The sequence below is a fragment of the Collinsella aerofaciens genome (genome assembly GCF_039836695.1).
Taxonomy (GTDB): domain Bacteria; phylum Actinomycetota; class Coriobacteriia; order Coriobacteriales; family Coriobacteriaceae; genus Collinsella; species Collinsella aerofaciens_BD.
In genome coordinates, this window is sequence record NZ_JBDPAC010000006.1 from 75,299 (window position 1) to 89,686 (window position 14,388).

12 protein-coding genes, 1 tRNA gene and 1 other RNA gene are annotated in these 14,388 nt (G+C 59.7%); 5 read left to right on the top strand and 9 right to left on the bottom strand.

The window, feature by feature from the left end; translation table 11 throughout:
- The first annotated feature begins 44 nt into the window (after positions 1–44).
- Positions 45–1,067: an LPXTG cell wall anchor domain-containing protein gene (locus tag ABG996_RS04545; RefSeq protein ID WP_347478660.1), complete on the top strand. Its 1,023-nt coding sequence runs from the start codon at positions 45–47 to the stop codon at positions 1,065–1,067.
- A 348-nt stretch (positions 1,068–1,415) separates the two neighbouring features.
- On the opposite strand, the gene ffs is transcribed toward ABG996_RS04545, so the two are convergent.
- Together ffs and tadA are read right to left on the bottom strand one after the other, a co-directional pair.
- Positions 1,416–1,511, bottom strand: an RNA gene (gene ffs / locus ABG996_RS04550) — signal recognition particle sRNA small type.
- 441 nt (positions 1,512–1,952) lie between these two features.
- Positions 1,953–3,734, bottom strand: coding sequence for a tRNA adenosine(34) deaminase TadA (gene tadA, locus ABG996_RS04555; RefSeq protein ID WP_347478657.1), 1,782 nt, complete (start codon positions 3,732–3,734; stop codon positions 1,953–1,955).
- Positions 3,735–3,785: 51 nt separating this feature from the next.
- Between tadA and ABG996_RS04560 the strand changes: the two genes are divergently transcribed.
- Positions 3,786–3,875 (top strand) — tRNA-Ser (locus tag ABG996_RS04560).
- Positions 3,876–3,877: 2 nt separating this feature from the next.
- On the opposite strand, the gene ABG996_RS04565 is transcribed toward ABG996_RS04560, so the two are convergent.
- Positions 3,878–4,462, bottom strand: coding sequence for a TetR/AcrR family transcriptional regulator (locus tag ABG996_RS04565; RefSeq protein ID WP_347478656.1), 585 nt, complete (start codon positions 4,460–4,462; stop codon positions 3,878–3,880).
- Between the two features lie 211 nt (positions 4,463–4,673).
- Here ABG996_RS04565 and ABG996_RS04570 point away from each other — a divergent pair, with 211 nt between their 5' ends.
- Positions 4,674–5,225, top strand: coding sequence for a LemA family protein (locus ABG996_RS04570; protein ID WP_082421874.1), 552 nt, complete (start codon positions 4,674–4,676; stop codon positions 5,223–5,225).
- Positions 5,226–5,705: 480 nt separating this feature from the next.
- On the opposite strand, the gene ABG996_RS04575 is transcribed toward ABG996_RS04570, so the two are convergent.
- Positions 5,706–6,758 (bottom strand): branched-chain amino acid aminotransferase, encoded by a 1,053-nt coding sequence (locus tag ABG996_RS04575; RefSeq protein ID WP_035138743.1) that lies wholly within the window; start codon positions 6,756–6,758, stop codon positions 5,706–5,708.
- Between the two features lie 297 nt (positions 6,759–7,055).
- Positions 7,056–7,694, bottom strand: a complete 639-nt coding sequence (locus ABG996_RS04580) for a DedA family protein (RefSeq protein WP_347478653.1) — start codon at positions 7,692–7,694, stop codon at positions 7,056–7,058.
- Positions 7,695–7,917: 223 nt separating this feature from the next.
- Here ABG996_RS04580 and cysE point away from each other — a divergent pair, with 223 nt between their 5' ends.
- Positions 7,918–8,622, top strand: a complete 705-nt coding sequence (cysE, locus tag ABG996_RS04585) for a serine O-acetyltransferase (RefSeq protein WP_346965035.1) — start codon at positions 7,918–7,920, stop codon at positions 8,620–8,622.
- A gap of 112 nt (positions 8,623–8,734) precedes the next feature.
- On the opposite strand, the gene ABG996_RS04590 is transcribed toward cysE, so the two are convergent.
- The 4 genes from ABG996_RS04590 to ABG996_RS04605 all read right to left on the bottom strand — a co-directional run bounded on the left by ABG996_RS04590 (position 8,735) and on the right by ABG996_RS04605 (position 13,439).
- On the bottom strand, positions 8,735–10,741 hold the full coding sequence (locus ABG996_RS04590; RefSeq protein ID WP_347478651.1) for an ABC transporter ATP-binding protein: 2,007 nt from the start codon (positions 10,739–10,741) through the stop codon (positions 8,735–8,737).
- A gap of 1 nt (position 10,742) precedes the next feature.
- Positions 10,743–12,467 (bottom strand): ABC transporter ATP-binding protein, encoded by a 1,725-nt coding sequence (locus ABG996_RS04595; RefSeq protein WP_430733167.1) that lies wholly within the window; start codon positions 12,465–12,467, stop codon positions 10,743–10,745.
- A complete protein-coding gene (locus ABG996_RS04600) occupies positions 12,467–12,967 on the bottom strand; it encodes a MarR family winged helix-turn-helix transcriptional regulator (protein ID WP_347478649.1) in 501 nt (166 codons plus the stop codon). The genes ABG996_RS04595 and ABG996_RS04600 overlap by 1 nt, the downstream gene beginning before the upstream one ends.
- A gap of 181 nt (positions 12,968–13,148) precedes the next feature.
- Positions 13,149–13,439 carry a hypothetical protein gene (locus ABG996_RS04605; RefSeq protein ID WP_006235631.1) on the bottom strand — a complete coding sequence of 97 codons (291 nt, stop codon included), beginning with the start codon at positions 13,437–13,439 and terminating at the stop codon, positions 13,149–13,151.
- A 294-nt stretch (positions 13,440–13,733) separates the two neighbouring features.
- Here ABG996_RS04605 and ABG996_RS04610 point away from each other — a divergent pair, with 294 nt between their 5' ends.
- A complete protein-coding gene (locus ABG996_RS04610) occupies positions 13,734–14,255 on the top strand; it encodes a nitroreductase family protein (protein ID WP_347478647.1) in 522 nt (173 codons plus the stop codon).
- Positions 14,256–14,388 lie beyond the last annotated feature (133 nt).

Genomic DNA, 14,388 nt, shown 5'->3' on the forward strand with positions numbered 1-14,388 from the left:
AGTGCTACCAAGTTAGTCGCCGACCCTTGAAATGAGGTGCCGAGATGAACGACATTCTCGCAAGAAGAGCAAGACGAGCAACTGTGGGCATCGCCCTTTCCGCGGCACTTGTCGCGGGAATCGCCCCCGTAGCGGCGATCGCGGCAGAAACCAGTTCCCCCACCGGTGCGGCCGTTTCGCAGACGAGCGCCACCAGCGGCAATTCGGGCACCCCGCAGACAGAAGATGCGGCCGCCGCAAAAGAAAAAGCGTATGCAGCCATGCAGGAAGCGCTCAAAAAACTCGAGGCCGCAAAAAACGCCGCAAGTCCCGAGAAAATTGCGGAAATCGATACTAAAATTGCCATTTTTCAAAAGAACTACGACACTAATTTGGCGCGAGCTGCCATATATAAGGAATCCCTTCCTACCATGCAAGCGGACATCGATGCAGCCCAATCCGAATGCGATAAGGCCCACAACCGAACAAGAGACCTTGAGGCAGAATTAAATAAAATCCCCCACACGGATTACGAAACTAGATGGCAGTTGGAACTGGCGATCATGGATGCACAAGAGCAAGAATCTCGTTGTGAAGATAAGCTTGAGCACTGCCGAATGCGCCTCGAAAGTCAGAAAAGCCTGATTTATTTCTTAGAAAGCGAAGTAGAGTTTAATAAAACCCACCTCGACGGAGAAACAGCCAAGCGAGATGCGCTCCTCGATAATTTGAAAAAGGCGCAAGCGGCCTATGACGACGCCTGCAAGGCATACGAAGAGGCAAAAGCCGCAGCAGATACGGCCGCCTCGCCCGAGATAACGAAACCCACCGAGACAACGCCTCCCTCCGGCTCGGCGCAACCGGCCGAGACGGCACAGCCCGCCGGCTCGCCCGCGGCCGGCAAAGACGCCGCACCGAGCTCCGCCAAGCAGGCGAACACAAGCAACGGCAAGCAAGCAACTACGACCGCCGACAAGCTCGCAAACACAGGCGACACAACGCCAAGCGCAATCGCGCTAGCAGGAATCGCCGCCACAGGCCTCGGAATAACCGCCACAGCCACCCGCCGCATCAAGAACTCAAAATAGCCGCCAGCGGTTATTGTCTTCGCCAACCCACAAGCCCAGAGACAAAAAGAGGCCCGTTTCCCCAACCCAGGGAAACGGACCTCTTTACTTGAAAAAACAAATGGTAATGCCGCCGTCTCTTGAACCACGCAGCCATCAATGCCCAGACAACACCAGCAAGCCGCATTCCGCAAGGGATAGATTAAATTAGATAAACGCGCCTTTACGGGTGATTTTTGGACGACGGGGCCCGGCCGGCGGCGAGGTGTTTGGTAGTCGAGCGATCCCGCAGGCGAAGCCGAGGACCAGCGAGACACCAAATACCTCGTCGCCGGCCGGGCCATGTCGCGGCACCAAAAAGCGCCCGTGCGCTCGATGGATTCGGATGCCCGACAGAGGCTCCTTATGGCTGCTTCCTTCCGGACCTGACCAGATTCGGAACATGTCGTCATCCGAACCCATCGAACGCGCTAGGCGCTCGGTATATCTTACCTGCTCCCGCCCGCCAGAGCAAGGTAGCTAATTTGGGACGGGGCTTTTTGACTACTTGGGCAATCAGATCGACAGGTAGTCAAATAAGCCCCGTCCCAAAAAGACTGGTCTGCTGCCGTGCCACAAAAGGGGCCTATCTACTACGTTTAGGCCGCAGGGGTCAACCATAGCCGGCTTTTTCGAAAATCGGCAAGCTTTCTACCTGCGGTTTTAATTTCACAAAATCCGGGATGGTCAAGGGCGCTCGGCTAAACGTAGTAGATGGCCGCATTTCATGGCGGACGGTCCGACCCAAGGCCCAAGGCGACCAGCCTCGGATAGCCATTCTCGAAGTTGCGGTGGAATAGTTCCTGTTTTTGCCGCCTGAGCCGCCAAACAGGAACTATTCCACCGCAACTTATAGGGAGTTGGGTTTTAGAGGCGGGCGAGGTCGTAGGCTTGGGCGGCTGCTTCACCGGCGCAGATGAGGTTGGTTGTGGCTTCTTGCGGATCGATCGCCTGTTCCAGGCCCATGGGTTTGCGGCAAATCGGCAAAACCAAGTCAATACCCTGCTCATACACCGCATCCAGGTTGACGGCGCGACCGCCCACGACAGCGATCACCGGCTTGCCACACCGCTTGGCACGGCGAGCCACACCCACCGGTGCCTTACCGGCGGCGGATTGCTCATCCATATTGCCCTCGCCTGTAATGACCAGGTCGACATCGCGCACGCGCTCGTCAAACCCAATCAGATCGAGCACCGTCTCCACGCCCGAACGCAACTCAGCACCGAGCGCCAGCAGCGCGGCGCCCAAGCCACCTGCCGCGCCCGCGCCAGGCACGCCGAGCACCGAGCCAAATGTCCGCACGCCCTCGGGCACGCGCAACAACCCCTGAGCCCGCACCCCGGTAATCGCCGCATCGAGCAGGCGGCCGTAGCCGACCATCCAACTGTCGTACCTGCCCAGCGCTTCGACATCGTCTGTCGGCAGGCCCTTTTGCCCGCCAAACACTGCAAGTGCCCCACGACGCCCCACGAGCGGGTTCTCGACATCAGAGAGCACGACGATACGCGCGCTATTCAGCGCCCGAAGCGCCGGTGCCAAATCGATACTCGCCACCTGCTCAAGCCCCGCGAGACCAGGGGCGACATCGCAGCCCTGATCATCGACCACACGCGCGCCCAGCGCCTGCAGCATGCCGGCGCCACCGTCGTTGGTGGCACTGCCGCCCAGACCAATATAGATAGTCTTTGCCCCAGCACGAACCGCTCGAAGCATGAGCTCGCCCACGCCATAGGTCGTAGCGGCCAACGCCGCCGGCTCTGTGCAAGGCGAATACCCAATACCCGCCGCCTCGGCCATCTCGATTACAGCCGACTCGTACTCGCCGTCCACCAGCATCCGGGCAGACACACAGTCGCCCAGAGGGCCTGCGACTTCACATGCCACGACCTCACCGCCGCACGCGGCAACGGCATCGAGCGTTCCCTCGCCGCCATCCGCCAGCGGCAGCGCGCTTACCTGGGCATCGGGCCACACGCGGCGCACACCTTCGGCAACGGCCTCCTCCGCCTGCGCGCTCGAAACGCTGCCCTTAAAGGAGTCGATCGCCAGCAGCACACGGCGGGGCCGACGGCATGCAGGACCAAAGTCAACCGCCGTGCCAGCATCCTCACCGGCACCTGCAAGCGCTGCGGCGTGAGCGGCGTGTGCTTCAAGATCGGCCCCACAACCGCAATCAGCGCCGCCCGCTCCGCGCAGACCGCCAAAATAGCTACTTAGCAGCTCGCGGCATTCATCCGCCAGGACCCCAGCCGTCACGTTAAACCGATGATTCAGGCGCGAATCGGCATTCAGGTCATACAGCGAACCCAGCGCGCCCGCCTTGGCATCAGCCGCGCCATACACGCAGCGCCCCGCGCGCGCGTTAACCATAAGCCCCGCACACATGCAGCATGGCTCGAGCGTCACGTAGACCGTGCAATCGGGAAGGCGCCAGCGACCGAGCGACCGAGCGGCAGCGCACAGGGCCGCGAACTCTGCATGAGCCGAAGGATCCTGGTCGAGCTCGCGCCGATTGTGCGCCCTCGCGACGATCTCGCCGTCGCGCACCACTACGGCTCCGATGGGCACCTCGCCCACCGTCGCGGCGGCGCGCGCCTCCGCCAACGCCTCGCGCATGAACTTCTCGTCGATTTCGGTGATCGTCATCGTTCGCCTTCCCTGTTGCAAATTCAAAACGATGCTATCATTACGACTCACGGAGAGATGGCAGAGCGGTTGAATGCGGCGGTCTTGAAAACCGTTGAGCGCGAGAGCGTTCCGGGGGTTCGAATCCCCCTCTCTCCGCCACTTTAGTGATTCACCGGTGTCATGGTCCGCTCAAACAGCGCATCGACCACGTCGGCTATCTCAGGTCGACGCTCAAGATCGTGGCCCGATTCCCACCATATCGTGAAAAGTCGAATAATACCGCCGGCGACAAACTCAGACGTCGTCTCGAGTGACACGGGGGCCAGGGCATCCTCGGCAAGCACGTTCATCACACGCTCGCGGATGGAGCGGGCAATGCGGTCGCAAATAACGTTGGTCAACATGCCCGACATGCTGCTTGCCAAAATGTTGTCCATGAGCCGCTCGTGCGTCAGAATCAAATCCATGGCATCGTCCAAAATCGCGTGCCGAAGCGCGCGCACGTCCTCGGCAGACACCGCGCCGGCCTCATCGGGCTGTTTTTGCGGCAAGCCCGACATGAGCTCATCGATATAAAAGGCAAAGTAATCGTTCTTGTCGCGAAAGTGCTTGTAGAACGTCGTGCGGCGAATCATGGCCCGGTCGCACAGCATGGCGACCGTCAGGTCCTCAAACCGATGCTCCTCGAGAAGCTCGGTGAAGGCATCGAACAGGGAGCGGTAGGTTTTCTTAATGCGAAGGTCCACTGGTATCGCCATCCTCAGGGCAAAGACAACACTCGTCAATCTGTCGCATATCTTACACCTGTACCTCGCGCGCTTTGCCCCGGTGCCGGCCCCGCCGAAAACACAACGCTTACCGGAAAGTTCGGCACGGCAAAACGTTGCGGGTATACTAGTAGCGTTATACCAACGGCAGCTGGCGCATGCCGCCGCGGCCATTCGAAACGGAGACATCATGATTACCGTCATCATCGGCATCGTTGTTGTCATTGTGATTGTCTGCGCCATCGCCGGCATCTACAACAACATGGTCACCAAGCGTAACCGCATCGATAACGCCTGGCAGAACATCGATACGCAGCTGCAGCGCCGTAACGACCTGATCCCCAACCTGGTCGAGACCGTCAAGGGCTACGCCAAGCACGAGCAGGAGACGCTCTCCGCCGTGATCAGCGCGCGTAACACCGCCGTCAAGGCCACCACGCCCGAGGCCAAGATGGAAGCCGACAACGTGCTGACCGGCGCACTGCGCCAGCTCTTCGCTGTGGCCGAGGCCTATCCCGATCTTAAGGCAAACACCAACTTTACGCAGCTGCAGGCATCGCTCGAGGACACCGAGAACAAGATTAGCTATGCACGCCAGAGCTACAACGACTGCGTGCTCAGCTACAACAACGCCATTCAGACGTTCCCGGCTGTCATCTTTGCTGGCATCTTCCAGTTTAAGGAGCGCCAGGGCTTCGAGGCCGCTGAAGCAGCCCGCCAGGCCCCGACCGTCAAGTTCTAGTAGTTTGACAGCGCATCCTTAATCGGCCAAATGCATAAACCGCCCCGTCGAATGCATACTTCGACGGGGCGGTTTCCTTTTTCGCGAAGGTCCCCCTCTAAGCGTCGTGCATTTTTAGGAGTATTCAACATAACCAAGGGCTTCGGGCGCCACGACAAATGCCAAAGACCGCGAATATCCCTGCAAATCAAACGCTGTCAGCCCGTAACCCCACCCATCATTCGTAGAAAACATCGAGAACTCCCGATTTTTTTGCCCGAAGCCGGTATGCAGGGGCCTTCGATTGCAGAATACTCGCAAAAATGCACGTCGCCACCGCCCCCACATGGCGCGAAGCAAAACAAAAGGGCGACCTTCCTTTCCGGCGCACTCCGCAGGACGAAAGAACCTCCGCCGCACAAAGTGCGCAGCGGAGGTTCTTTCATGTCCGAGGACGCGCCGGAAAGGAAGGTCGCCCTCGGGCCGGACAGCTAAGACAGCTTACGCGACGGTGTAAACCCAGTTGTGCTTGTCCTCGACAGCACCAGACTGGATACCAGTCAGGGTCTCGCGGAGCTTCTTCATCACAGGGCCAATCTCGGTGTAGCCAGCCGGGAAGGTCACAGTCTCGTCGGCACCGTAAACCTTGTTGTCGATCTCGCCCACCGGGGAGATGACGGCAGCGGTACCGCACAGGCCGCACTCCACAAAGGTGCCGGCCTTGACCTCGGCCCACTCGACGGGACGCTGATCGACGGTCATACCCAGGTCCTGAGCGACCTGAACGAGCGAACGGCGGGTGATGGAAGGCAGGATGGAGTCGGTGTGCGACTGCGGAACGACGAGGGTGCCGTCCTCCTTCACGAACAGCACGTTGGCGCCACCGGTCTCCTCGACATAGGTGCGGGACTCGGAGTCGAGATACAGGTTCTCGGCATAGCCCTCGCGGTGAGCCTCCATCGTGGGCTTGAGGGACATGGCGTAGTTCAGGCCGGCCTTGATGTTGCCGGTGCCGTGCGGTGCGGCACGGTCATACTCGGAAACGCGCAGCTTGACGGGCTTGAGGCCGCCCTTAAAGTACGGACCGACCGGGGTCACGAGAATGCGGAACGTGTACTCAGGAGCGGGAGCCACGCCGATCACGTCACCGGAGCCGATCATAAACGGACGCACGTACAGGGTCGCGCCGGAACCGAAGGGCGGAACCCAGGCGGCGTTGGCAGAAACGACCTGCTTGACGGCCTCAACGAACTTGTCCTTGGGGAACGGGGGCATCTCGAGGCGCTGCGCAGAGTTGTACATGCGCTCGGCGTTCATGTCGGGACGGAAGCAGACGATGCTGCCGTCCTCGGCGGTGTAGGCCTTCAGGCCCTCAAAGACCTCCTGGCAGTAATGGAAGATGCCGCCGCACTCGGAGACATGCAGGGTGTGGTCGGTGGTCAGGCCGCCCTCGTCCCACTCGCCATCCTTCCAATGAGCCTCGTAGCTGTAATCGGTCTTCATGTAGCCAAAGCCGAGGCTACCCCAATCGATATCCTTCTTCTCGACAGTCATATGTCGCTCCTTACATACACAGTTGCATACTCGCGAACCCGCACGCAAGGACCGAGGCCGACCGCGTCGCAACGTCGCACGCCCGGAGCGTAGAGCCGGACGGGACACGCGAGCAGCATCAAAGCCGATGGCACGTCGATTCGCATGCACGAGATTGTACTCCCCGCACGCGTCTGATAAAACGCTTTTCTTTAACTAAGTAAAGTATTTTCATTTGACCGAAGCAAAAAGGCCCGCCACCGTAAGCGGTGACGGGCCTCAACTGTACGGTCTGCGCGCTGGCTCGAGCTAGGCGTTCTATTTACCCAGCTTGGCCCTAACCAGACCGACCACGGTCGGGATGATCGACACGGAAACGATGCCGATAATCAGCAGCTCAAAGTGCTCCTGCACAAAGGGAATGCCGCCAAAGAAGTAGCCCAGCAGCGTAAAGACCGTCGACCAGGTAATGCCGCCCAGCACGTTAAAGACGACAAAGTTGCGCCAGTGCATGCCGCCCATGCCAGCGATAAAGGGCACAAAGGTGCGGATAAACGGGAAGAAGCGACCCAGGAAGATGGCCAGGTGACCCCACTTGTCCAAGAAGTCCTCGGACTTTTTGATGCGCTCGGGCGTCATGGCCTTGACCTTGCCCGAAGCGATGATCTTGCGGCCAAAGAAGTGACCGATCATAAAGTTGCACTGATCGCCCAAAATGGCAGCGGCCCATGCGGTGGCCAGAAGCGCCACGATGTTAAAGCCGCCGTTGTGGGCAAAGAAACCCGAGGCGAACAGCAGCGAATCACCGGGAAGGAACGGGAAGAACACCACGCCCGTCTCGATAAAGATGATCAGGAATACGCAGCCGTAGGCCATAAGCGGGCCGGCGGCGATCCAGCTGGCGATCGCGGTGCGCGGGTCCTTAAGCAGCTCGGCAATAAAATTGATGAAACCCATGAAGTAAAACCTCTCAGTTGTGGGCGCGGATACGTCCAAGTTGACCAGTATACGGTTGCGGTGCCCCCTCGTGCGCAACCCCACAAAAGCATGACTCCATTACCAGCAAGTTTGCATAACTGACACTTGTAGCGCAAAGCCGCCAAGATTGTCCTTTTTAATCCCTAGCAAATCGCTATACTTTATTGAATCGCATTGCCATGGCGCTAAGGGAGGGCGGCCGGTGAGCTTTATCAATACCATTCGCGAGGACATCAAGACCGTCCAGGCGCAGGACCCCGCCGCGCAAAACGGTCTGGTCATCTTCCTTTCCTATCCTGGCCTGCACGCCAAGTGGAACCACGTGCCCGAGCACTGGCTGTGGGAGCATGGACATCGCTCGCTCGCCCGCGTGCTCTCGCAAATCACCCGTCATATCACCGGCGTCGAGATTCATCCCGCCGCACAGATCGGCAAGCACTTCTTTATCGACCACGCCATGGGCGTCGTCATCGGCGAGACCACCATTGTGGGCGACAACTGCGTGCTCTATCAGGGCGTCACGCTCGGCGGTACCGGCAACGAGACCGGCAAACGCCACCCCACCCTGGGCAACAACGTCACCGTGGGCACGGGTGCCAAGGTGCTCGGCAACATCCGCATCGGCAACAACGTCAAAATCGGCGGCAACTCGGTTGTCGTCAAGGACGTGCCCGACAACTGCACCGTCGTGGGCGTGCCGGGACGCATCATCAAACGCAACGGCTGCCGCGTGTTCGAGGAGAGCTTCGATGCCAAGCAGCATCGCGAGTACATGCCCGATGACGCCGCCGAGCAGAGTGCCCTCAACCGCCAGGGCATCACCGAGAATGCCCGCCGCGTCAAAGAACTCGAGCGAGAGGTGGCCGAGCTCAAAACCCTCGTCGCCAAGCTCATGGACGAACGTTAGGAACGCAAGCGGCACAAAACGACATCGGCACCGACGCAAAAGGCGCGCCAGGGAATCAATCCCCGGCGCGCCATTCCTTTTGATGTGACAAAGGGACTGTCCCTTTGTCACATTATGCGAACTGACTCAGATAGAGGTCGGCATAAGCGCCCTCGGCTGCGAGCAGCTCCTTATGCGTGCCCTGCTCGATAATGTTGCCGTGATCCATGACCAAGATCAGGTCGGCATCCACAATCGTCGACAGGCGGTGTGCGATCACAAAGCTCGTGCGCCCGCGCATAAGCGCATCCATGGCACGGCCGATGGCAAGCTCGGTACGCGTGTCCACGCTTGAGGTCGCCTCGTCCAGGATGAGAATCGCCGGGTTGTTGAGCAGCACGCGTGCGATGGTCAGCAGCTGACGCTGGCCCTGGCTGATGCTTTCGGCATCGTTGGCCACGCGCGTGTCGTAGCCCTGCGGCATGGTGCGCACAAAGAAGTCGACCTGCGCGGCACGAGCCGCGGCCACAATTTCGTCGCGCGTTGCCTCGGGGCAGCCGTAGGCGATGTTTTCGGCAATCGTGCCATCGAACAGCCAGGCGTCCTGCAGCACCATGCCAAACTGCTGCCGTAGCTCGCCGCGGTCCATGCAGCTCGTATCCACGCCGTCGAGCGTAATACGCCCGCCGTCAATCTCGTAGAAGCGCATGAGCAGGTTGATGAGCGTCGTCTTGCCCGCGCCCGTGGTTCCCACCACGGCAATCTTCTGGCCCGGCTCGGCGGTAAACGACACGTCGTGCATAAGCGGCTTGTCGGGCGAATAACCAAAGCGCACGTGCTCAAAGGAGACGCGACCCTCAACGCGACCCGGCAGCTTGGCGGCCTCGTCCGGCAGCGGATCGGCCTCCATCTCGGGCTCATCGAGCAGGTCGAACACGCGCTCCGCACTCGCCAACGCGCTCTGCAGCGAGTTGAAGGTAAACGACAGCTGCGTCATGGGTTCGGACGCCTCGTAGATAAACTGGAAGAACGCCTGGAACACGCCGACGGTCATGTGACCGGCAACCAGCATGCTGCAGCCCACCAGCGCGATCACGATCTGCGCCAAACGGCCGATAAAGCGCACCGCAGGGCCGACGGCGTTAATCATAAAGTCGGCCTTGGCACTCACGCGTGCCAGCTCGCCCGAGGCCTGGTGCACCTCGGCAGAACTTTGGCGCTCGCGGTTAAACGCGCGAATCACCAGACGGCCCGAGTAGCCTTCCTCGACCGCACTCGTAATCTTGGACACCCACTCTTGGCGCTCACCGGTTACGTCATGCGTGCGGCGCGAGACCACCTTGGTCACCAGCAGCGACAACGCCGTAAAGAACAAAAAGACCAGCGTAAGTGGCACGCTAAACACGAACATCACGCTCACGGCGCCCACCACGGTACCGATCGACACCAGAAGCTGCAGCAAGCCGCGCTGCATGCTCTCGGACATCTTGTCCAAGTCGTTGGTCGCACGGCTGACGACCTCACCGGGACGATGCGCGTCAAAAAAGGCAAGCGGCAGACGGTTGAGCTTTTGTGCGATGCGGTTGCGTAGGCACAGGCTGAGGCGTTCGGCAACGCTCGACATCAAAAAGCTCTGGAGCGCGTAGAACGAGGCAGCGGCCGTCCAGATCATAAAGTAGATGAAGATGGTCCTGCCGCAGTTCTCCCAGGTGATGTTGAAGGTGGTGTCGTTGGCAAACGCCACCTGAATGTGGCTCCACAGCTCATCGATCACGCGGGCGCTATATGCCGGCGCAGCAGTGTTAAAGATGGCATAGAACACAATGCTCGCGAACACGATATAGAAGCGCCAATGGTCGCCGGCAGCCTCGCTCCACAGGCGGCGCACCGTCGCCCAGGTATCTCGAGGCGTCTCGTCCTCGTCTTCATCGTCCACGTCGCGCATACGCTCTGCCTCGGCGCGGGCGCGCTCGTCCTCGGCACGTTCGTTTTCCTCGTAGAGCGCTTGGCGGCGAGCCTCGCGCTCGGCTGCAGCCTTGGCGGCGTCATCCAGCTCGGGTGCCACGGCAGCCGTTTCCTCGACCAGTCCCGCGGCAGCGGCGTCATCAACGCCGCCCTGTTTCTTGAGCTCCTCGGTCATGCTACTCACCTCCCTTCATCTGCGATTCCGCGATGGCGCGGTACACCTCGCAGGTTTCCATAAGCTCGCTATGCGTGCCCAAGCCCACAACCTCGCCATCCTTGAGCACGACGATCTGGTCGGCGTGCAAGATCGTCGAGATGCGCTGCGCGATGATGAGCACCGCAGCGTCACGCGTCTCGTCTTGCAACGCATGACGCAGGGCGGCATCGGTCTTAAAGTCCAGGGCCGAAAAACTGTCATCGAAGATATATAGATCGGCATGCTTCATGAGCGCACGGGCGATTGCCAAACGCTGGCGCTGGCCGCCCGAAAAGTTCGTACCGCCCTGCGCCACCGGGGTATCGAGCCCCTGCGGTTGGTCGAGTACAAAGGTGCTCTGGGCAACCTCAAGCGCGTGAAGCATGTCGCCCTCGGTCGCGCCTTCGTTACCAAAGCGAAGGTTGCTCGCCACCGTGCCCGAGAACAGCCACGCCTTCTGCGGCACATAGGCAATGCGCCCGCGGATTTCGTCTTGCGTAAGCTCGCGCAGGTCCACACCATTCAGGCGAATGGAGCCCTTGGTGGCATCGTGGAAGCGCAGCAGAAGCTTTGCCACCGTCGATTTGCCCGAGCCTGTCGAGCCAACGATCGCAGTCGTCTGACCGCGACGGCAGGCAAAGCTCAGGTCGCACAGGGTGTCCTCGTCGGCATCGTCAAAGCGAAACGACATGTGGTCGAACACGGCCACCGCATCGGCACCATCTGCGGACTCAGGCGCCCCGTCGCCCAGCGTTGCCTTGCCGTCCACGATGCTCGGCTCGATTTCGAGCACCTGTTGCGCGCGGTTGAGGCACGCCGCAGCGCGCGGAAGCGTCAGAATCACCATCTGCGCCATCATCACAAAGAACAGGATCAAGATCGCGTATTCCAACACGGCCGAGATGCTGCCGATTTGCATGGCGTGGACGCCCGCGCGGTTGCCGCCCACCCACAGCACCGCCACCTCGGCGATATTCATCAAAAAGAAGCTGGAACTGTCGAGACCCACAAACAGGTGGTTGACCTTGATGGCGTTGGCCGCGTAATCGCTAAACACCTCGTCCAGGCGCTGCTCCTCGTGGCGCTCCTTGTTAAATGCGCGGATGACGCGCACGCCCACGATGTTCTCGCGCAGCACCACGTTCATGCGGTCGATAAAGCTCTGCAGGCGCATAAAGATCGGCGCGGCGTTAGCCACCGTAAAGACCGCCGCCACCAGCACGATCGCAACGACCACACCAAGCAGCGTGCCCATGGCGGGATCGATGAACCAAGCAAAAATGATGCCTGCCACGGCCAAGAACGGCACCGGCAGCACCAACTGAATCGTCTGAAGGACAGCTTGCTGAATCACGTTGATGTCGTTGAGTGAGCGCGTGATCATCGAACCCGTGCCAAAGCGCTCAAAGTCGCTGGCGGACAGCTCGAGCGACTTGTCGTACACGGCATTGCGGATATCGCAGGCCACGTTGGCGGCCAGGCGCGCCGAAAGATAGCAGCCCAACACCGTGCCGCCGCTGGCCATGCCGGTCGCGATAAGCATGTACAGGCCGTTGCGTAAAATATAGTCGATGTCGCCCGTGGTAATACCGGTGTTGACCATGTTCGCCAGCATCGTGGGAACCAACAGCGTACCGACGTTATCTATCAGCACCGCAAACAGCGTCACCGCAATCAGACCGCGGTACGGCCTCATAAACCTCATTAAGAGTCGCATGTGTCCCCCTCGCCCTTATCGTCAGCCTCGTTCTCGGCGGCCACTTGCCGTTTAAATGCCTCGCACTCTTCGTTAAGAACATGGGAGAACTTACCGACCAAGCGCATGATCTCGCGCTGTTCCCACGGCTCGAGCGCCTCGAATGCCTGTTGCTCGGCTTTTTGCGCCGGCAACGCGTAGCGCTTGGCAAACTGCACGCCTTCTTCGGTCAGTCGCACAACCTTGTTCTTACGACTGCCCTCGGCAAACTCAAACGTCGCAAGCCCTCGCGCCCTAAGCGTCTTGATCGCCGAATTGATGGTCTGTTTGCTGTAGAACCATTCACTCGTCAGCCGACTCACGGCAACGCTTCCGCCCGCCGCACTCGTGTCGACGAGCATCCAGTAGGCGCAGTCCGAAAGACCGCAGGCGCGCGCGAACTCCGAATAGATACGGTCAAGCCCGTTGAGCATCCGGTCGAAATCGACCAGCGTAACCGCACTGTTCATCTATCCCACCATTCGATTGTCCGATTTTTGACCAATTTTGTGTCTCTAGATTAGTCCGAGTTTTGACTATCGTCAACAGGCTCTCCGCAAATGCTTGCACTTTTATGGTCTATCGGCAGAAAAAGACCGCCGGCGCGGGGGCGGCGCCAGCGGTCACGTGAAAATCGGGTTTTATTGCCTGTTAAGCGGCAACAGCCTCATAGACCGTAGCGCCCGAGAAGCTGTCATGCAGGCTCTTGCCGGCAATCCACGGCAGCTCGACGACCTCGCAGACCGTGTTGACCAGCTCGGAGCAGTCAGTAAAGTGGCCCTTATCGTTGAGGGCCTCGCAATCCTGAACACGCCAATAGCCATCGGTGTGCGTGATGTAGTACTCGTGATCGTTGATCGACACGAAAGCGCGCGTCTTGGAACGCAGCAGCTTCAGAAATCCTTCGAAATCGGTCTCGACGACATCTCCAGCCTGGAACATGATGTTACCTCCTGGCCCGGCGCCACCACGGCGCATTGATAAACGTTGGTGCTCCTTTAGTAAAACCTTTATCAGAGGTTATGCGTTCGTCATTTAGGCAAGTGGTAAAAAACCGCAGGGTAGACGGGATAAAACGTTTAACCATCCCATTTGTTTGTCACATTCTGAAGGTACTTTTATGCAAACCTACTTTCCCAATTGGAATCTATCCTTTTGTCCGGGCAATTGACCGTCTATCGTTTAAGCCCGACGGGTATGAACGGGGCATCTGCAACGCCACCGCGAGGAGACACCATGGAGACTATCGAAGCACTCATTCACCGCCGCAGCTGCCGCAAATACAGCGATCGTCCCGTCGAGGCCGAAAAGCTTGCACGTATTATCGAAGCCGGCCAATATGCACCGAGCGGCATGGGCCGCCAGCCGGTGACGTTTGTCGCCGTCACCGACCCCGCGACCATCGAGCGTCTCTCGAAGCTCAACGCCCAGGTCATGGGCAGCAACAGCGACCCCTTCTATGGCGCCAAGACCGTTGTGGTGGTGCTGGTTGACCGCAGCGTGCCCACACATCTGGAAGACGGCTCGCTCGCCATGGGCAACCTGCTCAACGCGGCTTATGCACTGGGCGTCGATTCGTGCTGGATTCATCGCGCGCATGAGGTCTTTGACTCGCCCGAGGGCCTGGAGCTGCTGGTCAGCTGGGGCCTGCCCGCCGACGGCAGCCTGCGCGGTGTCGGTAACTGCATTCTTGGCTACGCCGAGGACACGCTACCCGAAGCAAAGCCGCGCCGCGACAACATCATCTACGTAAGGTAATTAGTTCCGCCGTTCTACCGAACGGCGGGCTCGTTGACGCTGCGCGGGCCGCATTCACGCCAATCTGACGTTCAATTTCGGGGGCGCGACCAGAAGGTCAGCGCCTCTCATTTCACGTCACCTTGGCGCAAAT

Bases quoted from the DNA above. Each gene is read 5' to 3' on its own strand.
- ABG996_RS04545 (WP_347478660.1), top strand. From the start codon at position 45: ATGAACGACATTCTCGCAAGAAGAGCAAGACGAGCAACTGTGGGCATC.
- tadA (WP_347478657.1), bottom strand. From the start codon at position 3,734: ATGACGATCACCGAAATCGACGAGAAGTTCATGCGCGAGGCGTTGGCG.
- ABG996_RS04570 (WP_082421874.1), top strand. From the start codon at position 4,674: ATGATTACCGTCATCATCGGCATCGTTGTTGTCATTGTGATTGTCTGC.
- ABG996_RS04575 (WP_035138743.1), bottom strand. From the start codon at position 6,758: ATGACTGTCGAGAAGAAGGATATCGATTGGGGTAGCCTCGGCTTTGGC.
- ABG996_RS04580 (WP_347478653.1), bottom strand. From the start codon at position 7,694: ATGGGTTTCATCAATTTTATTGCCGAGCTGCTTAAGGACCCGCGCACC.
- ABG996_RS04590 (WP_347478651.1), bottom strand. From the start codon at position 10,741: ATGACCGAGGAGCTCAAGAAACAGGGCGGCGTTGATGACGCCGCTGCC.
- ABG996_RS04595 (WP_430733167.1), bottom strand. From the start codon at position 12,467: ATGAGGTTTATGAGGCCGTACCGCGGTCTGATTGCGGTGACGCTGTTT.
- ABG996_RS04600 (WP_347478649.1), bottom strand. From the start codon at position 12,967: ATGAACAGTGCGGTTACGCTGGTCGATTTCGACCGGATGCTCAACGGG.
- ABG996_RS04605 (WP_006235631.1), bottom strand. From the start codon at position 13,439: ATGTTCCAGGCTGGAGATGTCGTCGAGACCGATTTCGAAGGATTTCTG.
- ABG996_RS04610 (WP_347478647.1), top strand. From the start codon at position 13,734: ATGGAGACTATCGAAGCACTCATTCACCGCCGCAGCTGCCGCAAATAC.